At 66.9% G+C, this 25895-nt stretch carries 23 protein-coding genes and 1 other RNA gene; 9 read left to right on the top strand and 15 right to left on the bottom strand.

The window, feature by feature from the left end:
• Window positions 1–21 precede the first annotated feature (21 nt).
• The 4 genes from ruvC (at window position 22) to ACPUER_RS25025 (ending at window position 3459) form a co-directional block, all read left to right on the top strand.
• Window positions 22–564, top strand: a complete 543-nt coding sequence (gene ruvC / locus ACPUER_RS25040) for a crossover junction endodeoxyribonuclease RuvC (protein ID WP_310138242.1) — start codon at window positions 22–24, stop codon at window positions 562–564.
• 156 nt (window positions 565–720) lie between these two features.
• Window positions 721–1302, top strand: a complete 582-nt coding sequence (gene ruvA / locus ACPUER_RS25035) for a Holliday junction branch migration protein RuvA (RefSeq protein WP_425132406.1) — start codon at window positions 721–723, stop codon at window positions 1300–1302.
• Between the two features lie 108 nt (window positions 1303–1410).
• Entirely contained in the window at window positions 1411–2481 is a 1071-nt protein-coding gene (ruvB, locus tag ACPUER_RS25030; protein WP_034182744.1) for a Holliday junction branch migration DNA helicase RuvB, read from the top strand.
• Between the two features lie 24 nt (window positions 2482–2505).
• Window positions 2506–3459: an oxygenase MpaB family protein gene (locus ACPUER_RS25025; RefSeq protein ID WP_310138246.1), complete on the top strand. Its 954-nt coding sequence runs from the start codon at window positions 2506–2508 to the stop codon at window positions 3457–3459.
• 143 nt (window positions 3460–3602) lie between these two features.
• Here the strand turns inward: ACPUER_RS25025 and ACPUER_RS25020 are convergent, their stop codons facing one another.
• The 3 genes from ACPUER_RS25020 to tyrS are packed head-to-tail and all read right to left on the bottom strand — an operon-like array spanning window position 3603 to window position 5985.
• Window positions 3603–4265 (bottom strand): histidine phosphatase family protein, encoded by a 663-nt coding sequence (locus tag ACPUER_RS25020; protein ID WP_425132405.1) that lies wholly within the window; start codon window positions 4263–4265, stop codon window positions 3603–3605.
• Between the two features lie 23 nt (window positions 4266–4288).
• Window positions 4289–4747, bottom strand: coding sequence for a D-aminoacyl-tRNA deacylase (gene dtd / locus ACPUER_RS25015; RefSeq protein WP_034182741.1), 459 nt, complete (start codon window positions 4745–4747; stop codon window positions 4289–4291).
• A complete protein-coding gene (gene tyrS, locus ACPUER_RS25010) occupies window positions 4744–5985 on the bottom strand; it encodes a tyrosine--tRNA ligase (protein WP_425132404.1) in 1242 nt (413 codons plus the stop codon). Before tyrS ends, dtd begins: the two co-directional genes overlap by 4 nt.
• Before the next feature lie 142 nt (window positions 5986–6127).
• On the opposite strand from tyrS, the gene ACPUER_RS25005 reads away from it, so the two are divergent.
• Window positions 6128–7288, top strand: coding sequence for an anhydro-N-acetylmuramic acid kinase (locus ACPUER_RS25005; protein ID WP_425132403.1), 1161 nt, complete (start codon window positions 6128–6130; stop codon window positions 7286–7288).
• A gap of 102 nt (window positions 7289–7390) precedes the next feature.
• Here the strand turns inward: ACPUER_RS25005 and erpA are convergent, their stop codons facing one another.
• The 3 genes from erpA to rplM all read right to left on the bottom strand — a co-directional run bounded on the left by erpA (window position 7391) and on the right by rplM (window position 8813).
• The gene (gene erpA / locus ACPUER_RS25000; protein WP_072436314.1) at window positions 7391–7762 is read right to left on the bottom strand and encodes an iron-sulfur cluster insertion protein ErpA; all 372 of its coding nucleotides are present in this window, start codon (window positions 7760–7762) and stop codon (window positions 7391–7393) included.
• Window positions 7763–7981: 219 nt separating this feature from the next.
• Window positions 7982–8374, bottom strand: coding sequence for a 30S ribosomal protein S9 (rpsI, locus tag ACPUER_RS24995; protein WP_006476904.1), 393 nt, complete (start codon window positions 8372–8374; stop codon window positions 7982–7984).
• Between the two features lie 10 nt (window positions 8375–8384).
• Window positions 8385–8813: a 50S ribosomal protein L13 gene (gene rplM / locus ACPUER_RS24990; protein ID WP_009687896.1), complete on the bottom strand. Its 429-nt coding sequence runs from the start codon at window positions 8811–8813 to the stop codon at window positions 8385–8387.
• Window positions 8814–9124: 311 nt separating this feature from the next.
• Here rplM and ACPUER_RS24985 point away from each other — a divergent pair, with 311 nt between their 5' ends.
• Entirely contained in the window at window positions 9125–9430 is a 306-nt protein-coding gene (locus tag ACPUER_RS24985) for a DUF1090 family protein (RefSeq protein WP_175963074.1), read from the top strand.
• Between the two features lie 431 nt (window positions 9431–9861).
• Complete coding sequence (locus tag ACPUER_RS24980; protein ID WP_072436316.1) at window positions 9862–10326, top strand: OsmC family protein; 465 nt, start codon at window positions 9862–9864, stop codon at window positions 10324–10326.
• 70 nt (window positions 10327–10396) lie between these two features.
• Here the strand turns inward: ACPUER_RS24980 and rnpB are convergent.
• The 3 genes from rnpB to pyrC form a co-directional block, all read right to left on the bottom strand.
• An RNA gene (gene rnpB, locus ACPUER_RS24975) (RNase P RNA component class A) lies at window positions 10397–10808 on the bottom strand.
• A 12-nt stretch (window positions 10809–10820) separates the two neighbouring features.
• A complete protein-coding gene (locus tag ACPUER_RS24970) occupies window positions 10821–11699 on the bottom strand; it encodes a DUF3025 domain-containing protein (protein WP_425132402.1) in 879 nt (292 codons plus the stop codon).
• Window positions 11696–12760, bottom strand: a complete 1065-nt coding sequence (gene pyrC, locus ACPUER_RS24965) for a dihydroorotase (protein WP_072436318.1) — start codon at window positions 12758–12760, stop codon at window positions 11696–11698. The genes ACPUER_RS24970 and pyrC overlap by 4 nt, the downstream gene beginning before the upstream one ends.
• Window positions 12761–12965: 205 nt before the next feature.
• On the opposite strand from pyrC, the gene ACPUER_RS24960 reads away from it, so the two are divergent.
• Both ACPUER_RS24960 and ACPUER_RS24955 read left to right on the top strand, forming a co-directional pair.
• On the top strand, window positions 12966–13877 hold the full coding sequence (locus tag ACPUER_RS24960; RefSeq protein WP_425132401.1) for a class II glutamine amidotransferase: 912 nt from the start codon (window positions 12966–12968) through the stop codon (window positions 13875–13877).
• A 641-nt stretch (window positions 13878–14518) separates the two neighbouring features.
• Window positions 14519–19783: an autotransporter outer membrane beta-barrel domain-containing protein gene (locus tag ACPUER_RS24955; RefSeq protein ID WP_425132400.1), complete on the top strand. Its 5265-nt coding sequence runs from the start codon at window positions 14519–14521 to the stop codon at window positions 19781–19783.
• Between the two features lie 124 nt (window positions 19784–19907).
• Here ACPUER_RS24955 and ACPUER_RS24950 read toward each other — a convergent pair whose 3' ends face one another.
• From ACPUER_RS24950 to ACPUER_RS24925, 6 genes are all read right to left on the bottom strand, one after another.
• On the bottom strand, window positions 19908–20633 hold the full coding sequence (locus ACPUER_RS24950; RefSeq protein ID WP_034182731.1) for an amino acid ABC transporter ATP-binding protein: 726 nt from the start codon (window positions 20631–20633) through the stop codon (window positions 19908–19910).
• A complete protein-coding gene (gene gltK / locus ACPUER_RS24945) occupies window positions 20630–21307 on the bottom strand; it encodes a glutamate/aspartate ABC transporter permease GltK (protein WP_310138273.1) in 678 nt (225 codons plus the stop codon). The genes ACPUER_RS24950 and gltK overlap by 4 nt, the downstream gene beginning before the upstream one ends.
• A complete protein-coding gene (locus ACPUER_RS24940; protein ID WP_034182729.1) occupies window positions 21307–22047 on the bottom strand; it encodes an amino acid ABC transporter permease in 741 nt (246 codons plus the stop codon). Before ACPUER_RS24940 ends, gltK begins: the two co-directional genes overlap by 1 nt.
• Before the next feature lie 84 nt (window positions 22048–22131).
• The gene (locus tag ACPUER_RS24935; protein ID WP_175963079.1) at window positions 22132–23025 is read right to left on the bottom strand and encodes a glutamate/aspartate ABC transporter substrate-binding protein; all 894 of its coding nucleotides are present in this window, start codon (window positions 23023–23025) and stop codon (window positions 22132–22134) included.
• Between the two features lie 229 nt (window positions 23026–23254).
• Window positions 23255–24541, bottom strand: a complete 1287-nt coding sequence (locus tag ACPUER_RS24930) for a Glu/Leu/Phe/Val family dehydrogenase (protein WP_034182728.1) — start codon at window positions 24539–24541, stop codon at window positions 23255–23257.
• Between the two features lie 284 nt (window positions 24542–24825).
• Complete coding sequence (locus ACPUER_RS24925) at window positions 24826–25779, bottom strand: LysR substrate-binding domain-containing protein (protein ID WP_175963080.1); 954 nt, start codon at window positions 25777–25779, stop codon at window positions 24826–24828.
• Window positions 25780–25895 lie beyond the last annotated feature (116 nt).

Genomic DNA, 25895 nt, shown 5'->3' with positions numbered 1-25895 from the left:
ATCACGCCTCTCTCCTCACTCATGCGAATTCTCGGCATCGACCCCGGCCTGCGCGTCACCGGCTTCGGCGTCATCGACGTCAGCGGCCACCGGCTCGCCTATGTCACGAGCGGCGTGATCCGCACGCCGACGGCCGATCTGGCCACCCGGCTCGGCACGATCTTCCAGGGCGTGTCGACGATCGTGCGCGAACATGCGCCCGACCAGGCCGCAATCGAAAAGGTGTTCGTCAACGTGAACCCGCAGTCGACGCTGCTGCTCGGCCAGGCGCGCGGCGCCGCGATCTGCGGCCTCGTCGCGGGCGGGCTGCCGGTCGCCGAATACACGGCGCTGCAGCTCAAGCAGGCCGTAGTGGGCTACGGCCGCGCGACCAAGACGCAGATGCAGGAGATGGTCACGCGGCTGCTCAACCTCTCCGGACAACCGGGCTCCGATGCGGCCGACGCGCTCGGCATGGCGATCTGCCATGCGCACGGCGGCAACACGCTCGGCACGCTCGGCGGCCTCGCACCGGCGCTCGCGAAGAAAGGGCTGCGCGTGCGGCGCGGGCGGCTGGTCGGCTGATGCCGGCGTGCGCCATCGCACGGCGCGCCGGGCTGACCGTCTTGCCCGCGCGCGGCGCACACGCGACACGCACCGCCTCGGCCTGACGGCCTGGCCCATCGGCATTGCGCCGCGCGTGCGCTACACTCGCGCTTTCTTCCTCGCATCCCGCCATCCATGATCGGTCGCATCGCCGGCATCCTGCTCGAAAAGAACCCGCCTCACCTGCTCGTCGACTGCAACGGCGTCGGCTACGAAATCGACGTGCCGATGAGCACCTTCTACAACCTGCCGCAGACGGGCGAGCGCGTCGTGCTGCTCACGCAGCAGATCGTCCGCGAGGACGCGCACCTGCTGTACGGCTTCCTGACGCCGCAGGAGCGCACGACCTTCCGCGAGCTGCTGAAGATCACCGGCATCGGCGCGCGCATGGCGCTCGCCGTGCTGTCCGGCATGAGCGTGCAGGAGCTCGCGCAGGCCGTGACGATGCAGGACGCCGCACGCCTCACGCGCCTGCCCGGCATCGGCAAGAAGACGGCCGAGCGCCTGCTGCTCGAGCTGAAGGGCAAGCTCGGCGCCGACCTCGGCGCGCTCGCCGGCGCCGCGTCGGCATCCGACCATGCGACCGACATCGTCAACGCGCTGCTCGCGCTCGGCTACTCCGAAAAGGAAGGCCTCGCCGCGATCAAGAACGTGCCGGCCGGCACCGGCGTGTCCGAAGGCATCAAGCTCGCGCTGAAGGCGCTGTCGAAGGCATAACGCCCGCCAGAACCGACTGTCGGACGCAGTGTCGCGCCGCCGCGCGGCGCGCGCCAGTCGGCCGTTCGGCCAGTTCGGACCGCGAGCGGCGCGCGGTACAATGGCCGCATGATTGAAACCGACAAACTCGCCACCGAGCAGCGGATCATCGCCGCCACGCCCACCTCGTCGCACGAGGAGGTGTTCGAACGCGCGCTGCGGCCGCGCCAGCTCGACGACTACGTCGGCCAGGAAAAGGTGCGCGGCCAGCTCGAGATCTTCATCGAAGCCGCCAAGCGCCGCTCCGAGCCGCTCGACCACGTGCTGCTGTTCGGGCCGCCGGGTCTCGGCAAGACGACGCTCGCGCACATCATCGCGCGCGAGATGGGCGTGAACCTGCGGCAGACGTCGGGCCCCGTGCTCGAGCGCGCGGGCGATCTCGCCGCACTGCTGACGAACCTCGAAGCGAACGACGTGCTGTTCATCGACGAGATCCACCGGCTGTCGCCGGTCGTCGAGGAAATCCTGTATCCGGCACTCGAGGATTACCAGATCGACATCATGATCGGCGAAGGTCCGGCCGCGCGCAGCGTGAAGCTCGACCTGCAGCCGTTCACGCTGGTCGGTGCGACCACCCGCGCGGGGATGCTGACCAACCCGCTGCGCGACCGTTTCGGGATCGTCTCGCGCCTCGAGTTCTACGACGCCGATCAACTGTCGCGCATCGTGCGGCGCTCGGCGTCGCTGCTGAACGCGCAGATCGATCCGAACGGCGCGCTGGAAATCGCGAAGCGCTCGCGCGGCACGCCGCGGATCGCGAACCGGCTGCTGCGCCGCGTGCGCGACTTCGCGGAAGTGAAGGCCGACGGCCAGATCACCGCGGCGGTGGCCGATGCCGCGCTCGCGATGCTCGACGTCGATCCGGTCGGCTTCGACCTGATGGACCGCAAGCTGCTCGAAGCGATCCTGTACAAGTTCGACGGCGGCCCGGTCGGCATCGACAACCTGGCAGCCGCGATCGGCGAGGAACGCGACACGATCGAGGACGTGCTCGAGCCGTACCTGATCCAGCAGGGCTTCCTGCAGCGCACGCCGCGCGGGCGTGTCGCGACGCTGCTCACATATCGCCACTTCGGGCTCTCCGCGCCCGACGCCGGCAGCACCGAACGCGGCATGTGGGATACGCCCGCCGGGAAGTAACCGGCCGCCCGAGCCACGCCAGCCATGACGACGCCGCCTAGCCGCCACCCCGCCGCACCCGCACCGGGCCCGCGCTGGGCCGAGCCGATCCGCAAGCGGCTCGTCGCCGGCATCACGCACCTGACCGTGGGCGGCGGCGGCCCGTCGCTCGATCTCTCTTCGCCGCCCGGCGATCCCGGGCTGTTTGGCCCCGACGCCGTCTGCTGGCGCGTGCATGCCGACTTCACGTCGATGATGACGGGCGGCATCGCCGCGCTGCTGCTGCAGGCGCTCCATCCGCTCGCGCTCGCGGGCGTCTGGGATCACTCGTCATTTCGCACCGACATCCTCGGCCGCTTGCGGCGCACCGCCACGTTCATCACGGGCACGACGTTCGGCAGTCGCGCGGACGCGCTCGCACTGATCGAGCGCGTGAAAACGATCCACTCGCGCGTATCAGGTACCGCGCCCGACGGTCGGCCGTACCGCGCCGACGATCCGGCGTTGCTGACCTGGGTGCATATCGCGGAAGTATCGAGCTTCCTCGCCGCGCATCTGTGCTACGTAAATCCGGCGCTGTCGGGAGAATTGCAGGATCGCTATTACGCCGAAACGGCATTGATCGCCGAACTGCTCGGCGCGCACGAGGTGCCCCGTTCGCGCGCCGAGGTCGCCGCGTATCTCGCGCGCATGCAGCCCGAACTCGAGGCCGGGCCGCATACCTTCGAAGTGATGGCCATCCTGCTGAATGTCCCGGTCGCGAAGCCCGCGCTGCGGCCGGCCGCGTCGCTGATGATGCATGCCGGGATCGACCTGCTGCCGCCGTGGGCGCAGCGCATGCTCCGCGTATCGACGTTCGCGCCGTTGCGACGCGCGGTGGTCCGGCCCGGCGTACGGGCCGTCGCACCCGTGCTGCGCTGGGCGCTCGTCAACGGCGCGTCGAAGCGTGCGCGCCGTCGCGCGACCGCGCCCCCGCCCGACGGCGCACCTTCCGCCTGACGATTCGCCTCTTCGGATCGTTTCAATTTACTGTCGAATACCTGTGACAAGCTGACGGGCTTGCACCGACGCACGGTCGCACGTGCTGGCCGTTCCGCCCTTCAGGGGAATCCCGGCCGGCCATGCCGGCCGGCCCCGCGTGCTCAGAGCACCTTGCGATAACCGTCGTCGTCGCTGTCGGCGTCCAGGTGCGACACGTCGGCCCACTGCACGACCTGCGCGCGGCCATCCACGTAATCGACGACGTTGATGCTGGTGTTGAGCAGTTGGTAGTTGCGCGGCGCCGACAGATCCAGACCGTTCGCAAAACGGTACACGCAATCGAGCACGCCGCCATGCGCGACGCACGCGATCCGGCCGCCCGGATGCGCGGCGACGATCGGCTCGAGCGCATGCAGCACGCGGTGATAGAACGCGCGCTGCGACTCGCCGCCTTCCGGCGCGAAGCCCGGATCGCGCGTCTGCCAGGCCGCATACGCGTCCGGAAACAGCGCCTCGATCTCGGTGCTGTCGTGCCCCTGGAATGCGCCGTACGAGCGTTCGCGCAACCCGTCCCGCAACTGCAGCGGCAGCCCGAGCGCATCGGCAAAGGGTTGCGCGGTCTGCTGCGCGCGCATCAGGTCGCTCGAATAAACCGCGTCGAGCCGCGCACCCTCGCGCGCCTCTCGCTCGAGCCGCGCGGCCAGTCGCTGCGCCTGCGCGAGCCCCGAATCGGCCAGCGGGATGTCGATATGCCCCTGGATGCGCTTGATGCGGTTCCAGGCCGTCTCGCCATGGCGGATGAAAAGAATCTGCGTGGTGGCCATCGCGGCGCGTCTCCGGGGAAGCATCAGGGCCGCACTTGCAGCCAGAACGTCACGGGGCCGTCGTTGACGAGCGACACCTGCATGTCGGCGCCGAACTCGCCCGTCTCGACGACGGGATGGCGCGCCCGCGCGGCCGCGACGAAATAGTCGAACAGCCGCGCGCCTTCATCGGGCGGCGCGGCCGGCGTGAAGCTCGGGCGCAACCCGCTGTTGGTATCGGCCGCCAGCGTGAACTGCGACACGAGCAGCAGGCCGCCTGCGCGACCCGCGCCGTCGATATTCGACACCGGGAGATTCATCTTGCCGGCCGCGTCGCTGAACACGCGGTAGCCGAGCATCTTCGCCAGCAGCTTGTCGGCCGCCGCGTCGGTGTCGCCGCGCTCCGCGCAGACCAGCGCGAGCAGGCCCGCGCCGATCTCGCCCGTCGTGCGGTCGCCGACGCGCACGTCGGCGCGCTTCACGCGCTGGATCAGCGCGATCATGCGGTCAGCGTGACGCGCGCGAAGCGGCGCTTGCCGACCTGCACGACGAACTCGCCGGCCTCGACCTTCAGGCCCTTGTCCGACACGGTCGCGCCGTCGATCTTCACGCCGCCCTGCTCGATGTTGCGCAGCGCTTCGCTCGTCGACGGCACGAGGCCGGCCTGCTTCAGCAACTGGCCGATCGCCAGCGGTGCGCCCGCGAGCGTGACCGACGGAATGTCGTCCGGCACGCCGCCCTTCGCGCGGTGGTTGAAGTCTTCGAGCGCACGCTCGGCGTCGGCCTGCGAATGGAAGCGCGCGACGATTTCCTGCGCGAGCAGCACCTTGAAGTCGCGCGGGTTACGGCCGCCTTCGGCTTCGCGCTTGAAGCCGATGATCTCGTCCATGCTGCGGAACGACAGCAGTTCGAAGTAACGCCACATCAGCGTGTCCGAGATGCTCATCAGCTTGCCGAACATGTCGGTCGGCTTCTCGCTGATGCCGACGTAGTTGCCCTTCGACTTCGACATCTTCTCGACGCCGTCGAGGCCTTCGAGCAGCGGCATCGTCAGGATGCACTGCTGTTCCTGGCCGTACTGCTTCTGCAGTTCGCGGCCGACCAGCAGGTTGAACTTCTGGTCGGTGCCGCCGAGTTCGAGATCGGCGTTCAGCGCGACCGAATCGTAGCCCTGCATCAGCGGGTACAGGAATTCATGGATCGAGATCGGCACGCCGCCCTGGAAGCGCTTCGTGAAGTCCTCGCGCTCGAGGATCCGCGCGACCGTGTAGCGCGACGCGAGCTTGATCATCCCGTCCGCGCCGAGCGGCATCGACCATTCGCTGTTGTAGCGGATCTCGGTCTTTTCGCGATCGAGCACGAGTGCGGCCTGCTCGAAGTAGGTCTTCGCGTTCGACTCGATCTGCTCGCGCGTGAGCGGCGGGCGCGTCGCGTTGCGGCCCGACGGATCGCCGATCAGCGACGTGAAATCGCCGATCAGGAAGATCACCGTGTGGCCGAGGTCCTGCAGCTGACGCATCTTGTTCAGCACGACCGTGTGGCCGATGTGGATGTCGGGCGCGGTCGGGTCGAGGCCGAGCTTGATGCGAAGCGGCGTGCCGGTGGCCGCGCTGCGCGCGAGCTTCTGCGCGAACTCTTCCTCGATCAGCAGCTCGTCGACGCCGCGCTTCGTGACGGCGAGCGCATGCCGGACTTCGTCGGTGATCGGGAAAACGGGCTTGGAACTGGGTTCGGTGCTCATCGGTGCCAGGAAGAATGTCGCAAAAACAGGGATTTTCCCATAACTTGCGCGCGCATCGCTTAACGGCGCGTCACGTTGCGCGGATAATCGGGCGCAAGGTGCGCGGCACGGGCCCGCGCCGTACGATCCAGGAGAACCCAACGTGCCGCAACGACAGCCGCAAAACGTCCATCCGGCAGACGGCATCTACTTCGGGCTGATGTCGGGAACCAGCATGGACGGCGTCGACGGCGTCGCCGTGCGTTTCGAGGCCGGCAAGGCGCCGGCCGTGCTCGCGGAAGCGTTCGTCGGCTTCGCGCAATCGCTGCGCGACGCGCTGTTCGCGCTGCAGCAACCCGGCGACAACGAGATCGACCGCGAATCGCTCGCGGCGAACGCGCTCGTCACGCGCTACGCGGTGTGCTGCCACGAATTGCAGCGCACCGCAGGGCTGTCGCGCGACGAGATCCGCGCGATCGGCGTGCACGGCCAGACGGTGCGCCATCGCCCCGAGCGCGGCTATACGCGGCAACTCAACAACCCGGCGCTGCTCGCCGAGCTGACCCATGTCGATGTGATCGCCGATTTCCGCAGCCGCGACGTGGGCGCCCGCGGGCCCCCCGCCCCCCCCGCCCCGCCGCTCGCGCCGGCGTTCCATGCGACGGTGTTCGGTGCGCCGGGCGAGACGCGCGTCGTCTGCAATCTGGGCGGGATCAGCAACATCACGATCCTGCCCGGCGAAGGCGGCGACGTGCGCGGCTTCGACTGCGGTCCCGCGAATGCGCTGATCGACGCGTGGGCGACCCGCCATCTGGGCAAGCCTTACGACGACGGCGGCAAATTCGCCGCGCGCGGCACCGTACACGTGCCGCTGCTCGACGCGCTGCTCGACGAACCGTATTTCGCCGCGCCGCCGCCGAAAAGCACCGGACGCGACCTGTTCAATCCCGCGTGGCTCGACGCGAAGCTCGCCGCGTTCGCGCAAGTCGCGCCGGAGGACGTGCAGGCGACCCTCACGGCGCTCACCGCGGTCTCGGTCGCACGCGAGATCGCGCAGCACGCACCCGGCTGCAAGGCCGTCTTCGTGTGCGGCGGCGGTGCGCGCAATCCGGTGCTGCTCGACGCGCTCCGGCACGCGCTGCGCGAGGCCGGCGTGCCGGCCACGGTCGATACGACGGCCGCGCTCGGCGTGCCGCCGCAACAGGTCGAGGCGCTCGCGTTCGCGTGGCTCGCGTACCGCTTCACCGCGCGCCAGCCCGGCAATCTCGCGACGGTCACCGGTGCGGCCGGCAACCGCGTGCTCGGCGCGCTCTATCCGGGCTGACGCAAAGCCTGCCGCCCGGCAGGCGCCGCGCACGGACATAAAAAAACGGGGCATGAAGCCCCGTTTTTCATTCCGGCGAACCGGCGCTGATCTGTCGTGCGCTCAGACCGAGAACGACGAACCGCACCCGCAGGTGGTGGTCGCGTTCGGGTTCTTGATCACGAACTGGGCGCCGTTGAGGTCGTCCTTGTAGTCGATCTCGGCGCCAACCAGGTACTGGTAGCTCATCGAGTCGATCAGGAGCTGGACACCGTTCTTGTTCATCACGGTGTCGTCCTCGTTGACTTCCTCGTCGAACGTGAAGCCATACTGGAAGCCGGAGCAGCCGCCACCCTGCACGAACACGCGCAGCTTCAGGTCGGGATTGCCCTCTTCGTCGATCAGTTGCTTGACCTTGTCGGCCGCGGCGTCGGTGAAGACGAACGGAAGCGGCATTTCGGTCGTCGTTGCTGCGGATTCGGTAACAGCGTTCATTGCGAACTCTCCAAGAAGCTTTAGCCGCTATTGTAGGGCCGATCAGAAGATCGTGCTGAAGTCCATGAAATCAATAGGTTCTTGTCGATTTCATCAAACGTACCCGTGCGAGCCGCCGCAGCACGGGCCTGGCAGCAGGCATAAAAAAAACCGCCAGCGCGAAAGCTGGCGGTTTTTCCGGCGGACGCCGCCCGGAAGCGGCGCGGCCATGAAGCGGAATTAACGCTTCGAGAACTGCTTGGCGCGGCGTGCCTTGCGCAGACCGACCTTCTTACGCTCGACTTCACGCGCATCGCGCGTCACGAAGCCTGCGCTCGACAGCGACGGCTTCAGCGTCGCATCGTAGTCGATCAGTGCACGGGTGATGCCGTGGCGCACTGCGCCTGCCTGACCCGTTTCACCGCCGCCGTTCACGTTCACCTTGATGTCGAACGTCTGGCCGTGGTTCGTGAGTTCCAGCGGTTGACGCACGATCATCAGCGACGTTTCGCGCGAGAAGTAGTCAGCGATGGGCTTGCCGTTGACAATGATGTCGCCCTTGCCAGCCTTGATGAAGACACGTGCGACTGCGCTCTTGCGGCGGCCCGTACCGTAGTTCCAGTTACCGATCATGTGGGTCCCCTTAGATCTCGAGCGCCTTCGGCTGTTGAGCCGAATGCGGATGCGTCGCTTCTGCGTAGACCTTCAGCTTCTTGATCATCGCGTAGCCGAGCGGGCCCTTCGGCAGCATGCCCTTGACCGCCTTCTCGAGCGCGCGGCCCGGGAAGCGTTCCTGCATCTTGCCGAACGTCGTTTCATAGATACCGCCCGGGTAGCCCGAGTGACGGTAGTACTTCTTGTCCAGCGTCTTGTTGCCCGTGACCTTCAACTTGCTCGCGTTGATGATGATGATGAAATCACCAGTGTCGACGTGCGGGGTGAACTCAGGCTTGTGCTTGCCGCGCAGACGGCGTGCCACTTCGCTGGCAACACGGCCGAGAACCTTATCCGTCGCGTCAATCACGTACCATTCGCGCGTCACCTCATGGGCTTTTGCGGAAAACGTCTTCATGATCGATCCAAAAAAAATGCTTTGCCCGATGTGTTCTTCCTGCTTGTCTGTGTGCGCTTCGAGGCGCGGTGCAGGCTCTCCCTGTTCTTTTTCCGTGGGCATGAATGCGGAAAAGCCCTGAATTATAAAGGAAATACGGCAACGCGGTCAAAGGGAATCCTCGCCCCGTGTGCGCGGCGCCCGAAATGGGCGAAAATTCGGTCGTGCCCCGACAAGCCAGGCGATCCGAGCGCCCGGGGAGGCACCCATCGACGCGCGGCACATGACCTTGCCGCGCCAGACCAGCCGAACCCGGAAAACAACAAACAAGCATGATGAAACAACGACTTACGCCCTTCTTCGCGGCCGCGCTGCTGGCCGCCGCGGTGCCTGCCGTCGCCGCCCAGGCCGGCTGCGAAGCCAAGCTCGACGCGCTCGATGCGCGCATTGCCGAAGCCCGGACCGCCCATGCCGAGGATCGCGTCGCCCGCCTGCGTGCGGTGCGCGAACGCGTCCGCCACTTCTGCGCACGCGGCCACGGCCATGCGTCGGCCGTGACCGCGCCGGCACCCGACGCACGCTTGCGCGGCACGCTGCCCGACGCGACATCGCAGCCGGCCGCACGGCAGCCTGCGTAATGGATGCCGGGGGATGCCAGGGCGCGCAAGCCGCGCGCCGATGTTTGCATGGGACGAAAAAAAGCCCGAACGGCTGGTTCGGGCTTAATCCACCTTAGGAGGAGGGTGGAGGAGACATTCGGAGGTTGCCGCAGCGCGACAACCAATGAGGCTCATTATACGAACGTGCCGCCGGCTTCACAAGAAAATTTGCATTGCGAAATCAATAACCATAATGCGAAATTTCGAACGACCGACAGAAAAATTCAATTTCTTATTTAAAATCAACCACATGACTTCTACCAGGGTGAGCAAAAATAGCCCGCACCTAGAGTAAAACCCCTAAAACCAGCAGGGAAATCGCCGTTCGGCACGCTGTTGCGCGCCGCTTGCGCGGCTCCGGTACTGCACGTCGTGCACCGCATCAGCCGACCGAAGCGCTGCGGGCTACAATGCCGGATCGAATCCGAATCAGGCAACGCTGGAGTGCAAGCATGGAATGCAAAGTAAGCTGGATGGGTCAGGACGGCATGGCGTTTTCCGCCCAGACCGGAAGCGGGCATCTCGTCACGATGGACGGCGCGCCCGAAGGCGGCGGCCACAACCTCGCGCCGCGCCCGATGGAAATGGTGCTGCTCGGCACCGGCGGCTGCACGGCCTATGACGTCGTGCTGATCCTGAAGAAAAGCCGCCAGGAAGTCACCGGCTGCTCGGTCACGCTGAAGGCCGAGCGCGCGAGCGAAGACCCGAAGGTGTTCACGAAGGTGCACTTCCACTTCACCGTCACCGGCCGCAACCTGAACCCGGCCACGGTCGAACGCGCGATCAACCTGTCGCACGACAAGTACTGCTCCGCGTCGATCATGATCGCGAAGACGGCCGAACTCACGCATTCGTTCGACATCGTCGCCGCCTGAACGCACGGCGCGCATGTATGAAAAAAGGGCCGGCGCTCCGCAAGGAGACGCCGGCCCTTTCGCATTCGAACGGCAAAGCAGGCCGATAAGCCGGATTCTGTGCACGCTGCGCGCCGAAGCGCACAGCGCGTGGCAGCCATTCCTCTAGGCGCGCCATTGCTGACGCGCTCAAGCTTCCTACCCGCAGACGAGACGGGGGCCCCGTCCTGCATCCGAAGATGCGCGCCTGCCTACTTGGAATTGCTCCGGGTGGAGGTTACCGTGCCGGCGAACGTCGCCGTCGCCGCGGTGCGCTCTTACCGCACCGTTTCACCCTTACCTGATCCCGGCTTGCGCCGGGCCATCGGCGGTTTGCTTTCTGTTGCCCTGTTCCGCGTGTCGCCACGGATGGCCGTTAGCCATCACCCTGCCCTGTGGAGTCCGGACTTTCCTCGCCCCCGCGCGCCCGAAGGCGGCGAGGCCGCGACTGCCTGGCCTGCTTTGCGACGCGCATTCTAGCACTGTGCGCCGCCGCCGGCTGCGCGCGTGCGGCGGCCGCTGCGGAATACGGCCGGATCGTCGTAGAACGCGGCGTCGGCATTCGCGTCGCACCAGCCCGGGACGCCGAGCACCGGCAGCGGCGAGAAATCGCGGCTCGTCAACTCGCGCGTCGCGAGTTCGGCGGCGACACGCGCATCGACATGCGCAGTGCGCTGCGCGTCGGGCCACGAAAAATAGTCGGCGCTCACTTCGACGATCCACGTGTGCGCAGTGCAGGACTTGTAAGGCGCGACGAGTTTCTCGAGCAGCGCATGGCCGACGAGCCGCGCTTCGCAGCGCGTGCCCCAAGCGTCGCGTGCGGCGACCAGCAGCCGCGGCCAGTCGAAGCCGCGCAGCGCATCGGCGAGCGCGCGGTCGGCCGTCACGAACAGCGCGGCATTCTCGTCGAACAGCGTGAGCGCATCGCGCAGCGTGCCGCGCACGGGCCCGACGCCGCCCGCCGCGTCGATCGCGGCGGACTGGCGCGCGTTCAACGCGGCCTTGATGCGCGGATACGCGAACCAGACGAGCGCATTGAAGAAGTCGTGGAGATTGTGGCGGGTCGGCACGCCGCCGGTGTCCGCGATATGGGTCTCGTACGCGACACCGGGCGGCAGTTCGGCCTGCGGCACGAACCGCAGCGGCCTGCCGCGACCGCTGACGCGCCCGCCGTCGCGCAAAACGCCGTTCAGCGCGTCGAGCAGCGCGGCATCGCCCGCCGGTGCGGCCACCTGTGCGGCGCGGCCGGGCTCCGCGTACTGCGCAAGCCACGGCGCGGACCAGTCGATCCGCGCGAAATCCGCCGCCCCGCTGCCGGCCGTGTGGCCGGCTTGGCGCGGCGGCGCGCCGGTCACGCGAGTTTCCAGCCGATCGTCTCGCCGCCGCGCAGCGGCACGACCGGCGTGTCGCCCGCGAAGATCTCGCGCGGCAGTTCCCACGCCTCGCGGCGCAGCGTGACCGTCTCGGCGCTGCGCGGCAGCCCGTAGAAATCGGCGCCGAAGAAGCTCGCGAAGCCTTCCAGCTTGTCGAGCGCGCCGGCGTGGTCGAACGCTTCCGCATACAGTTCGAGCGCGTGCAGCGCCGTGTAGCAACCTGCGCAACCGCACGCGGTTTCCTTCGCGCCGCGCGCATGCGGTGCGCTGTCGGTACCGAGGAAGAAGCGCGGGTTGCCCGACGTCGCGGCCTCGACCAGCGCGACGCGATGCGTCTCGCGCTTGAGCACGGGCAGGCAGTAGTAGTGCGGGCGAATCCCGCCGACGAACATCGCGTTGCGGTTGTACAGCAGGTGATGCGCGGTGATCGTCGCGCCGAGCAGGCCCGGCGCCGCGTCGGCGTCGCGCACGTAGTCGGCCGCGTCCTTCGTCGTGATGTGCTCGAACACGACCTTCAGGCCCGGGAAATCGCGGCGCAACGGCGTCATCACGCGGTCGATGAAGACCTTCTCGCGGTCGAACAGGTCGATCGACGCATCGGTCACCTCGCCGTGCACGAGCAGCGGCATGCCCGCTTCCTGCATCGCCTCGAGCGTCTTCGCGCATTTCGCGAGATCGGTGACGCCGTGGTCGGAGTTCGTCGTAGCGCCGGCCGGATACAGCTTCACGCCGTGCACGAAGCCGCTTTCGCGCGCGCGGCGAATTTCATCGGGCGGCGTGTTGTCGGTCAGGTACAGCGTCATCAGCGGTTCGAACGTCATCCCGGCCGGCAGCGCGGCGAGGATGCGCTCGCGATAGGCCTGCGCCTGTGCGGTGGTCGTCACCGGCGGCTTCAGGTTCGGCATGACGATCGCGCGGCCGAACTGGCGCGCGGTGTGCGGCAGCACGGCGGCCAGCATGTCGCCGTCTCGCAGGTGCAGGTGCCAGTCGTCGGGACGGGCGAGCGAAAGCGTCGCCGGGGAGGAAGCGTTCGAGGCAGTCATAGGAGGCGTCGTGAGGAACGGACTGGCCATCAGCGGGGCCGGAACGCGCGTGCGCGGGCCGACTGACGGCAAACCGCAACACGAGGCCTTTGGCCAGCGGAATCCGCTTTTTACCGCTCAGGGCTCGGTGATATGCTAGAAGCCGCATTGTACCGGGGTTCGCCCGGTTCGTTACCCCCCGCTTCCGCCTGCCGCCCCAAGTAAAATGTGCCAACTCCTAGGAATGAACTGCGCCGCGCCGACGGACGTCACATTCTCCTTCACAGGTTTCGCGGCCCGGGGCGGGCTCACCGATCACCATGCCGACGGCTGGGGCATCGCGTTCTTCGAAGACAAGGCCTGCCGCCTGTTCATCGATCACCAGGCATCGGCCACGTCGCCGATCGCCGAGATGGTGAAGCGCTACCCGATCAAGTCAAAGAACACGATCGCGCACATCCGCAAGGCGACGCAAGGGCACATCCTGCTCGAGAACAGCCATCCGTTCATGCGCGAGCTGTGGGGCCGGCACTGGATCTTCGCGCATAACGGCGACCTGCAGGACTATGCGCCGAACATGGACGGCAGCGTCTACCACCCGGTCGGCACGACCGACAGCGAACAGGCGTTCTGCGTGCTGATGCAGGGGCTGCGCGAGGCATTTCCCGGCGCGCAGCCGCCGCTGCCCGAACTGTTCGAGCGCGTCGGCGAGCTCACGCGCGGCATCACCGATCACGGCGTGTTCAACTTCCTGATGTCGAACGGCCAGGCGCTCTTCGCGCACTGCTCGACGCGGCTGCACTACCTCGTGCGGCGCTGGCCGTTCTCGACCGCGCATCTCGTCGACGAAGACCTGTCGATCGACTTCGCGAAATACACGACGCCCGAGGATCGCGTCGCGGTGATCGCGACGCAGCCGCTCACCGACAACGAGGTCTGGACCGCGTTCGAGCCGGGCGAGCTGATCATGTTCCAGTGCGGCGACGTCGCCGCGCGGATGCAGATCCCGGTGCCCGAACGCGTGCTCGAGAAGCTGCGCAATCCGGCGCTCGACCCGTCGGCCTCGGCACCGCGCGACGCACGCGAGGCGCTCGCCGCCGCCGCCGACGACGATTCCGACGACGCGATCGACTTCTGAGCGCCGCGCGCCGGCGCCCTTCCCGCGTTCCAATTCCCGCACGGCAAGACCGTCGTCCGCAACGTTCGGGCGTGGCGGGCGATTTCGTGCGCACGCAATGCGTACGGCTTTCACCGTCGGGGAAAATCGCCTGCCGCGTGCCGGTTTCGTTTCATCCGGGCTACATTCCAGCATATCGAATCAACGCCACACAACATTCGCTTGATTTTATTAATTTCCACGCGAAAATAACTCAAATCCGAAACAAATAAATCCGGAAATCCGGAGAACATATAATCCGGAAACCGCATTCTAACGCACCACCCCGATGCGAACCGTGCGCCACCCCACCGATCCGGCAATCATGCGCCCACGCTGACAAAATCACCCGAACCCTTATCCACAAAGGCTTTCAGTTCGATTCATCACACAATCAAAAAATACCGAATGAAATCGGCATTATTGTCACATTCATTATTTTTTTGATAATCGACCACCCTTCCGATCATTAGACTCCCCCCCATCCTCGGTGTAACGAATCACGATTGGCGCAGAAACGGCCACGGCCGCTGCACGTCCATTCAGGCCATTACTCCACCGCGGATTGCGATTTCACTGCACCGCGGTGAATACCACTTCAAAAAAAGAGAGAGGGGCTTGTCGTGAATCACTCATTTCGATCGATATGGAGCGAAACCGCCGGCTGCTGGGTCGCGGTTGCGGAAACAGCACGGGCGCGCGGCAAGCGCTCGGGCGGCGAATCCGGCGCAAGCCGCGGCGCCGCCCGCACGGCAACGCGCCCGTCGCCGCTTCGTGTCGTGGCGCTTGGCGCCGCGCTGGCCGCGCTGTCGGCGGGCTCCGCGTATGCCTCGACCTGCGGCAGCGGCTCGGCCGTCGCGAGCGGCGGCACCTGCGCGCTCGGCGGCTTCAGCCCGACCGTCAACGACAACCTGGCCGGCGCAACCACCGTGTCGGGAGGCGACACGGTCGGCGTGACGGGTGCATGGACCGGCGTCGGCGGCGACCCCGGCTACACCCTCACGCCGATCGGCAACGCGACCGTCGTCTCTGGCAACCCGAACCAGCCGCTGCTGTCGCTCGGCGGCAAGACGCAGAGCATCAGCACGCCCGACTCGATCACGGGCACCCGCACGTCGGTCGCCACCTACAACTCGTCCGCGTTTTCCGCGTCGACGGCCGGCGCGAAGACCGTGCCCGTCTACAACGACGTGAACGGCAATCAGTATGTGAACACGCGCATCGGCACCGTCGGCCGCACCGGCGGCGCGCTCAACGTGTCGATCGGCAACGCGTCGAACGCGCCCGATGCAGCCGGCAACGCGATCTCGATGGCCGCGAAGGAGACCGACCTTACCCTCGCGGACGGCACGGGCTCCGCGAAAAGCACCGTCAACTGGAATTCGCGCAACCAGATCCTGTTCACTGCCGGCAACTATCTTGCGGACGGCGGCGCCGTCGGCAACGTCCAGCTCGACGTGCCAGCCTACGCGGGCACCTTCGCCGCGTTCGACGGCAGCACATGGAAGGTCACCGACGCCGCATCGCTCGCCGCATACAACGACTTTCTCGTGCGCTCGGTGCAAAGCGGCGCGCTCGGCTCGCAGGCCGCCTACGACAACGCATTCAGCCAGGCCGTCACGTTTTCGCAGCAAACCTTCCAGTACCAGAACAACGTGTCCGCGGGCGACAAGAACACGCTGCCGATCGATTTCCTGTCGGCGATGCACGGCATGGGCGCGAACGCGACGCTGCATATCGACAAGGACGGCCAGATCGACTTCCGCGGCACCAACACGATCGTCTCGAGTTCGGCCGTCCTCGCGGAGAGCGGTGCGCACTTCATCAACGACGGGCGCCTGTCGGGCGACTTCACGCTGGTGCGCCTGCTGAGCGGCGCAAGCGGCGTCAACAACGGCACGATCTCGTCCGGCTATGCGTCCGGCGACAACTTCAACACGGGCGGCAGCGCGCAGCCGGGCAATTTCGGCTTCAACGCGTACACGGAAGGCAACGGCGTGTATGCGAACGGTGCGGGCACGACGTTCGTCAACAACGGCGTGATGAACGTCGGCGCCTGGACGCTCGACGGCAACCAGCCGGACCTGCAAAACTACGCGGTAGCCGTGACGGGCGGCGCGACGGGGTCGAACACCGGCACGATCAACGTCGGCGTCAACGCGACGACGCTCGACAGCCAGGTGATCGGCGGCCTCGTCGCCGGCGGCAGCTTCACGAACGAAGCCGGCGGCACGATCTATCTCGGCCGCGCGGCCCAGTACGATGCCGCGTCGCCCGAGGCCGCGAACGACGTCGCGCTGTCCGCGCACGCGTACGGCATCCTGCTCGGCGCATCGGGCACCGCGAGCAACCTCGGCACGATCGTGATCGGCTCGCAGACGCAGAACGGCGCCGCGCTGGCGAGCATCGGCTCGTCGTCCGGCACGCTGACCAACGCGGGCTCGATCGTCGTCAACGGCGCGGCGCCCGGCACGCCGCTCGCGAACGTCGGCATGCTTGCGGCCGATACCGCCGCGACCGTGACCAACACGGGCACGATCATGCTGAATGGCGTGAACGGCATCGGCATCATGGTCGTCGGGACCGGCACGAACGCGACGGCCGTGACGTCGACCGGCACGATCGACGTGGCCGGCGGCCTCGATCCGGCATCGGGCACGCGCAACTACGGCGTCTGGGCCGAGGGGCCGCTCGCGAAAGCCACGCTCGACGGCGCGCTCAACCTGACGGGCACCGGCGCGATCGGCGTGCACGCGCGCTCGGGCGCGACGATCGACGTCGGCGCCAACGCGGTGCCGGCCTTCATGTCGGGTACGAACCAGATCGGCTTCTACGCGTATGGCGCGAGCTCGAAGATCAACGTCGCCGCGCGGCATCTCAGCGTCGACACCGACGACTCGACGCTGTTCCGCGTCGCGGGCGGCGCGACCTACACGGGCCAGTCGGCCGCCGGCACCCTCACGACCGACGTCAACGGCCAGCGTGCGCACGGCGTGCTTGCGACCGACGCCGGCACCACGCTGTCGACCGGCAACGCGATCTACAACGTCAACGGCGCGAACGGCATCGCAATCGCGGTCGAAGGCGGCGCGAAGGGCACGATCGATGCGGGCGCGACGATCAACCTGAACGCGGCCGGTGCGATCGCGGGCGTCGTCGACGGCCAGGCGCACGACCTCGCCGGCGCGAACGCCGGTGCGCCGGTCGCGACGACGCTGACCAACGACGCCGCAGTCACGTCGTCGACGGCCGGCGTGACGGGCTTCGTCGCGCAAAACCTCGGCACGCTCGAGAACCGCGACACGGTGCTGCTGACGGGTGCCGGCTCGACGGGCGTCGTGGCCGGCACGCTCGGCACGGTGAACAACGCGTCGACGATCCGCGTAGCCGACGGCACCGGCGCGCTCGTGCAGGGTGCGTCGGCGACGCTTGCCAACACGGGTTCGATCGAAGCCGACGACGGCATCGCGGGCGTGCGCCTGACGGGTGCCGGCGCATCGGTCGCGCTGTCGGGCGCGGGCACCGTCGTCGCGAACGGCAGCGCCGACGGCGTGCTGATCGACTCGACCGTATCGGGCGGCGGGCTCGCGGCCGGCGCGACGTCGATCGCGGTCGGCGGCTCCGGCAGCGGGATCCGCAACCTCGGCGTGAACACCGCGATCGCGTTGTCCGGCACGCAGGTCACAACTACCGGCAATGGCGCCGACGGCCTCGCATCGACCGGCGCGGGCGCGCGCATCGCAACCGATGCGGCAACGGTCGTCCGCACCGCCGGCGCCAACGCGCGCGGCCTGTTCGTATCGGGCGCGGATTCGACGCTCACGGCCAACGGCACGACGGTCGCGACGACGGGCGTTGGCGCGCACGCGATCGTCATGGACGGTGGCGCGACCGCGCTGCTATCGGGCGCGCAGGTCACCGCGTCGGGTGCCGCGGCCGACGGCGTCGTCGCGCGAAATGGCGGCCGCATCGGCGATACGGGATCGTCGATCGCCAGCGCAGCCGGCAACGGCGCGACCGCGGACAGCGGCGGCGTGCTCGCGTTGACCGGCACGACGCTCAAGGGCGCGACGGCCGGCGTGCTGACATCCGACACGCTCGCGAACGGCGCGACGAGCTCGGTGCTCGTCGACGGCGGCAGCGTGACATCAGCCGCCGGGCCGGCATTCGCCGCGCGCGGCGGCACGGCCGACATCGCGGTGCGCAACGGCACGGTCGTGACGGCCGGCAACGGCACGCTGCTCAATCTCACGAACGGCAGCAACGTGACGTTCAACGCATCGGCGGTGAACCTCGCGGGCGACATCGTCTCCGACGCATCGAGCACCGGCAACGTGTTCCTCGCGAACGGCACGACGCTGACCGGAACGATCGACCCGGTCGCGCTGACGATCGACGGCACGAGCACGTGGCGCATGACGGGCAGCTCGGTGCTGAGCAGCCTGAACAACGCGGGCCTGGTCGCGTTCGCCGCGCCGGTCGGCTCGCCGACGCTCACGGGCAGCTACAAGACGCTGACGACCGGCAGCTATGTCGGCAACGGCGGCACGATCGCGCTCAACACGTATCTCGGCGCCGATGCATCGCCGACCGACCGGCTGATCGTGAACGGCGGCACCGCAAGCGGCACGACCGGCCTGAAGATCGCCAACACGGCCGGCACCGGCGCGCAGACGACCGGCGACGGGATTCCCGTGGTCGTCACGGCCAACGGCGGCACGACCACCGCGTCGGCGTTCCATCTCGCGGGCCCGGTACAGGCCGGCGCATACGAATACCGGCTCTATCGCGGCGGCCAGGGCGACGCGAACGGCTGGTACCTGCGTTCGCAGCTCGATCCGACGGACCCCGGCGACCCGATCCACCCGTCGGGCGGCGGCGACGGCAATGGCAACGGGGATGGCAGCGGTGGCACGCTCGCTTACCGTCCGGGCGTCGCCGGCTACACGATGACGCCGTTGCTCAACCTCGACTACGGCTTCTCGACGCTCGGCAAGCTGCACGAGCGCGTGGGCGACATCTACAACCTCGCGAAGCAGCAGCCCGGCAACCGCGACGGCGTGTGGGGGCGCATCGGCGGCCAGAGCCTCGATGCGAACGCGGGCCGCTTCGCGGCCGACGAACGCACGTTCTTCGCGCAGTTCGGCAAGGACTGGACGCTCGGCCAGGCACCCGGCGGCGGCAGCACGCATGCGGGCGTGACGGCCAGTATCGGCGTGTCGAACGCGAGCTTCAGCGACATGGCGCGCGCCGACACGCAGAACCTGTCGACATCGACGGGCTCGGTCGAGATGCACGCGCAGAGCGTCGGCGGCTACTGGACGAAGTACCTGTCCGACGGCACGTACTTCGACAGCGTCGGGCAGGTCACGCACTACGGCAACCGCTATCGCGACAGCTACGGCAATGAGGCGTCGCAGAACGGCTTCGGCATTGCGCTGTCGCAGGAGGTCGGCAAGCCGTTCGGCATCGGCGGCACGCCGATCGCGATCGAGCCGCAGGCGCAACTGATGTACCAGTACCTGAAGCTCAACGGGTTCAACGACAACGTGTCGGCCGTGTCGGGCACGACGACGAACGCGCTGCGCGGCCGCATCGGCGTACGCATCTTCCGGCCGAACCTCGAAGCGAACTCGGGCGGCGGCGCCGCGACGCCGTACTTCACGGCCGACGTGCTGCACGACTTCCTGTCGCCGGGCCAGACCGTCGTCGGCGGCACGCCGTTCGCGACGCATCTCGGCCGCACGTGGTACGAGCTCGGTCTCGGCGTGACCTCTGGCCTCGGCAAGTCGGGCGAGTTGTACGCGAACGTGAAATATGCGCGCAACATAGGCGGCGACTATCGGCGCGGCATCACAGGGCAGGTCGGCTACCGCTACAGTTGGTAACGCCCGCGACGGGAGCCCGTCCGCCAGCGGCAGGCGACGGGCAACCGGCGAAAAAAAACCGCCCGGCGTTTGGCCGGGCGGTTTTTTCATGGGCGCGCATGACACGCTCGCCATGCACGAACGCTCAGTGCAGGATCTTCGCGAGGAAGTCCTTCGCGCGTTCCGATTTCGGATTCGAGAAGAAATCGTCCTTGCGGTCGTCCTCGACGATCGCGCCCTTGTCCATGAAGATCACGCGATGCGCGACCTTCTTCGCGAAGCCCATCTCGTGCGTGACGACCATCATCGTCATCCCTTCCTGCGCGAGTTCGACCATCACGTCGAGCACTTCGTTGATCATCTCGGGATCGAGCGCGGACGTCGGTTCGTCGAACAGCATCGCGATCGGGTCCATCGACAGCGCGCGCGCGATCGCGACACGCTGCTGCTGACCGCCCGACAGCTGGCCCGGATACTTGTGCGCATGCGCCTTCAGGCCGACGCGATCGAGCAGCTTCATGCCCTTGTCGGCCGCTTCGTCCTTGCCGCGGCCGAGCACCTTGATCTGCGCGAGCGTCAGGTTCTCGGTAATCGACAGGTGCGGGAACAGCTCGAAATGCTGGAACACCATCCCGACCTTCGAGCGCAGCTTCGACAGGTTCGTCTTCTTGTCGCCGACCGACTGGCCGTTCACGAGGATCTCGCCCTGCTGGAACGGCTCGAGGCCGTTGACGGTCTTGATCAGCGTCGACTTGCCGGAGCCCGACGGGCCGCACACGACGACCACTTCGCCTTTCTTGACCTCGGTCGTGCAGTCGGTGAGAACCTGAAACTGGCCGTACCACTTGGAAACGTTCTTGATGGAAATCATCGTGTGACCTTTTTCTGGAGACTCTTGACGACAACAGACGCCAACGAGCAAATCACGAAATAGCATGCGCCGGCGAACAGGACCATCTCGACGGTCGTGCCGTCGCGATCGCCGACGTTGGCGGCCGTGCGGAAGAAGTCCGCGAGACTGATCACGTACACGAGCGACGTATCCTGGAACAGGACGATCGCCTGCGTGAGCAGCAGCGGCACCATCGCGCGGAACGCCTGCGGCAGGATCACGAGGCGCATTGCGTGCGCGTAGTTCATGCCGAGCGCGAACGCGGCGTTCACCTGCCCGCGCGGCACGGACTGGATGCCGGCGCGGATGATCTCGGAATAATACGCGGCTTCGAACAGCGAGAACGCGACCATCGCCGACGCGAGGCGGATGTCGATCGTCGGCGACAACCCGAGCACGCCCTGCAGCAGCTGCGGCACGATCAGGAAGAACCACAGCAGCACCATCACGAGCGGGATCGAGCGGAACACCGTCACGTAGCCCTGCGCGAACCACGCGAGCGGCTTGACGCCCGACAGCCGCAGCAGCGCCAGCAGCGTGCCCCAGACGATCCCGACGACGATCGCGATCAGCGTGATCTGCAGCGTGACGATCGCCCCCGTCCACAGCGTCGGCAGCGCGCCGGGAATACTACTCCAGTCGAACTGATGCATCACTTGCCTCCGATATAGCCGGGCAGCCGCGTACGGCCTTCGATCCAGCGCATGAGCGACATCACGACGAGGTTGATCAGCACGTACGCGAGCGTGACCGCGATGAACGACTCATAGGTCTGCGCGGTGTAGTCGACGAGCTGGCGCGCCTGCGCGGACAGGTCGAGCAGGCCGATCGTCGACGCGACGGCGGAGTTCTTGAAGATGTTCAGGAATTCCGACGTGAGCGGCGGCACGATGATCCGGTACGCAACGGGCAGCAGCACGTAGCGGTACGTCTGCCATTGCGTGAAGCCCATCGCGAGGCCGGCGGCGCGCTGGCCCTTCGGCAGCGCGTTGATCCCCGAGCGCACCTGTTCGCACACGCGCGCGCCCGTGAACAGGCCGAGACAGACGATCGACGCGGTAAAGAACTGCGTGCCGGGCGGCAACTGCTTGATCCAGGTGCCGATCGATGCGGGCAGCAGTTCCGGTATCACGAGATACCAGATGAAGAACTGCACGATCAGCGGAATGTTCCGGAAGATCGACACGTACGCGGTACCGATCGCGGACAGCCATTTGTTCGGCACCGTGCGCAGCACGCCGAACAGCGAACCGACGATCAGCGCGATGACCCAGGCGGCAAGCGACACTTCGATCGTCACCCGGAAGCCGGACATCAGCCATCCGAAATAAGTCGTCGGCTCGCCGGTCGACACGGGGCTCAGGAAGATGCCCCAGTTCCAGTGGTAAGACATGGGCAAGACTCCAGCAAAAAGAAACGGAAGAAGCGTGGCCTCTTCCGTCTCATTAGCGTCATTTCTGCATCAACGGCCGTGCGGTCAGTCGAGTGCCTTGTCGTTCGGGTTCGCGTACAGCTTCTTCATCGAATCGGACAGCGGGAAGTTCAGGTTCAGCCCCTTCGGCGGGATCGGGTTCTCGAACCACTTCGCGTAGATCTTCGCGGCTTCGCCCGACTTCTCGACTTGCGAGATCGCGTCGTCGACGACCTTCTTGAAGTCCGCGTCGCCCTTGCGCATCATGCAGCCGTACGCTTCTTCCGATTGCGGCGTGCCGACGATCACCCACTCGCCCGGCTGCTTCGCCTTCGCGCGCTCGCCCGCGAGCAATGCGTCATCCATCATGAACGCAACCGCGCGGCCCGATTCCAGCGTGTTGAACGAGTCGCCGTGATCCTTCGCGCTGATGATGTTCATGCCGAGCTGCTTGTCGTTGTTCATCTTGCGCAGCAGGCGCTCCGACGTCGTGCCGGCGGTGGTCACGACCGTCTTGCCCTTCAGGTCCGCGAAATCCTTGACGCCCGAATCCTTCTTCGTCATCAGGCGCGTGCCGATCACGAAGATCGTGTCGGAGAACGCGGCCTGCTGCTGACGCTCGGTATTGTTGGTCGTCGAGCCGCACTCGATATCGACCGTGCCGTTCTGCACCAGCGGAATGCGGTTCTGCGACGTGACCGGGATGTTCTTCACCTGCAGGTTCGGCAGGTTCAGCTTCTTCTTCACCGCGTCGACCACCTTCAGCTGGAAGTCGCGCGAATAGCCGACCACCTGCTGGCTCTGGTCGTAGTAGGAGAAAGGGATCGACGATTCGCGGTGGCCCAGCGCGATTACGCCCGTGTCCTTGATCTTCTTCAGCGTGCCCGTCTCCTGAGCATGCGCGCCGCTTGCGAACGCGCAGAGCGCCGCGACCATCAGGACTGCCTTGTGGTATTTCATTTTGGTCATCTCCTTGGCTAAAACCCGCGCCAGTGTATCAAAGTAATATTTTTGAAAGTACTGGTTGTTTACCGAACTACGAATCGCGCTGTCCGGCGCCTTCCTCCCGGCTCCGGGCACCCTTTCCGCGCCCCAATGCGCGCGCGGGCGGCACCGGATTCGGCACCGCCCGCGAGGGTTCATGCACGCAACCGGATGGATTGCGTCATGGCTAGATCATAGTCAATGATCAGGGGTAGAGGCCGCGCATTTCGCGCGCCATCAGGATGCGCGTGCACGCGACGATGAACGCCGCCGTACGCACCGTCACCTTGTGCTCTTCCGCGACCGCCCACACGCCGGCGAACGCTTCGCGCATCACGCGCTCGAGACGGTGGTTGATCTCGTCTTCCGTCCAGAAGAAGCTCGAGAAATCCTGCACCCACTCGAAGTACGACACGGTCACGCCGCCCGCGTTCGCGATCACGTCGGGGATCACGAGCACGCCGTTCGCGCTCAGGATGTCGTCCGCCGCCGTCGTCGTCGGGCCGTTCGCGCCTTCGACGACGATCTTCGTGCGGATCTTCGCTGCGTTCTTCTCGGTGATCTGGTTTTCCAGTGCCGCCGGGATCAGGATGTCGGTTTCGACCGTCCAGAACTCGTCGTTCGGCATCGGCTCCGCGCCTTCGAAGCCCGCGACGCCGCCCGTGCGTGCGACGTGGTCGAGCAGCTTGTTCGAATCGAGGCCGGCCGGCCGGTAGATCGTGCCCGTGTGATCCTGCACCGCGATCACCTTCGCGCCCGCTTCCTGGAACAGCTTCGCCGCGATGCCGCCGACGTTGCCGAAGCCCTGCACCGCGATGCGCGCGCCTTCGATCTCGAGGCCCTTCTTCTTCGCCGCTTCGCAGCCGACGACGAACACGCCGCGGCCCGTCGCTTCCTTGCGGCCGAGCGAACCGCCGAGCGCGATCGGCTTGCCGGTCACGACGCCGGTCGACGTCTGGCCCTGGTTCATCGAGAAGGTGTCCATCATCCACGCCATCACCTGTTCGTTGGTGTTGACGTCCGGCGCCGGAATGTCGGTGTTCGGGCCGATGATGATGCCGATTTCGCTGGTGTAGCGGCGCGTCACGCGCTCGAGCTCACCGCGCGACAGCTTGCGCGGGTCGACGCGGATGCCGCCCTTCGCACCGCCGTACGGCACGTTCACGGCCGCGTTCTTCACCGACATCCATGCGGACAGCGCCATCACTTCCGACAACGTCACGTCCTGGTGGTAGCGCACGCCGCCCTTGCCCGGGCCGCGCGACACGTTGTGCTGCACGCGATAGCCCTCGAAGTGCGCGACGGTACCGTTGTCGAGCTCGATGGGCACATCGACGATCAGGATGCGCTTCGGGCGCTTCAGCGTTTCGAGCCAGCGCGACAGCGAGCCGAGGTACGGCGCGACGCGATCGACTTGCTGAAGATAGTTGCCCCACGGGCCGAGATCGTCGGCGTGCAGGTAGGACGGGATGGACTGCAATTGCGAAGACATGGATGCTCCAACGGTCAACAGGTGCGCACATTGTCGAAAAACCCGTTTTTTTTATCCAATGCCGTTTGCTTATTCGATTATGCGTTTCTTGCATGATCGCGATTTTTCGCAAATCTGCGGTCGATTTGCGCAAGAACGCACGCGATCGGCCGTGCATCGCATCCGCGAACAATCATGTTGATCGTGCACGGACCGGCCGCCGGACAGCCGTCCGACAGGCGCGGCAAGCCCGCCGTCAGCCGGTCGCGGTCGATCGTGCGCAGTCGCCGGCTGCTGCCCAGTTGCTAACCGGCGGTCTCGCGCAGTTCGTCGCGCACGACCTCCCACAGCGCGCGCACGAGCTTCTGCCGCGGATCGTCGCCCTGCAGCGCGAGCTTGTCGCAGTACAGCCGGATCTCCATCGTCAGCGTGAACGGATGCGCGCCGCCGCGCGCCGCACGGTCGAGCCGGATCAGCCGGCCGCTCGCGACCGCGTCTTCGACCGCGCTGTGCGGCAGGAACGCGACGCCGTGCCCCGCGAGCGCCATCGCCTTCAGCCCTTCGGCCATGTCGGTTTCGTAGACGCGATCGAGGAACAGCCGCGTCGGCGCGTTCGCGATGATGACTTCCGTCATCCGGCCGAGATACGCGTTCGGCGTATACGACAGGTACGGCACGCGCGCGTCGGCCGTGCCGGGCAGCGTATGGCGCGGCCGGCCCGCGCGGCCGGGCGCCGAGAACGGGCTGATCGGCTCGCTGCCGAGGATCAGCATGTCGTAGCGCGCCGGATCGAGCGCGACCGGGTGGCTCGGGTGGTGGTAGCCCATCACGAGATCGCAGCCGCCCTCGACGAGCGACAGCACGGCATCGTGCACGTTCAGCGCGCGCAGCCGCGTATGGACCTGGCCCATCTTCGCCTCGATCCGCTGCAGCCAGCGCGGGAAATACGTGAGCGACAGCGTGTGCGGCACCGCGAACTCGATCGTCGGCACCGGCGCGCCGACGTGGCCGCGCAACAGCGTCCGCGCCTCGTGCGCCTGCGACAGCATCGTCAGCGCCTGCTCGTAGAAGATCTGCCCGGCCTGCGTGAGCCGCGTCGGATAGACCGAACGGTCGATCAGTTCGGTCGCGAGCCACGCTTCGAGCGCCTGGATGCGCCGCGAAAACGCCGGCTGCGATACGTGCCGCAGTTCGGCGGACCGGCTAAAGCTGCGCGTTTCCGCGAGCGAAACGAAGTCTTCGAGCCATTTCAGTTCCATGCAGGCGGGCGCGGCGGGCGGCGGTCGGGAAGAAGCCTGCATACTACCGGGGGGCGGGCCCGGCCAGCGGCGACGCGCCCGGCCCGGCGGCCGCTGCGCACCGGGCTCCGGGGCGG

The organism is Burkholderia sp. DN3021, assembly GCF_049805555.1.
GTDB lineage: Bacteria > Pseudomonadota > Gammaproteobacteria > Burkholderiales > Burkholderiaceae > Burkholderia > Burkholderia pyrrocinia_C.
This window is presented reverse-complemented; position numbering and strand designations above follow the sequence as displayed.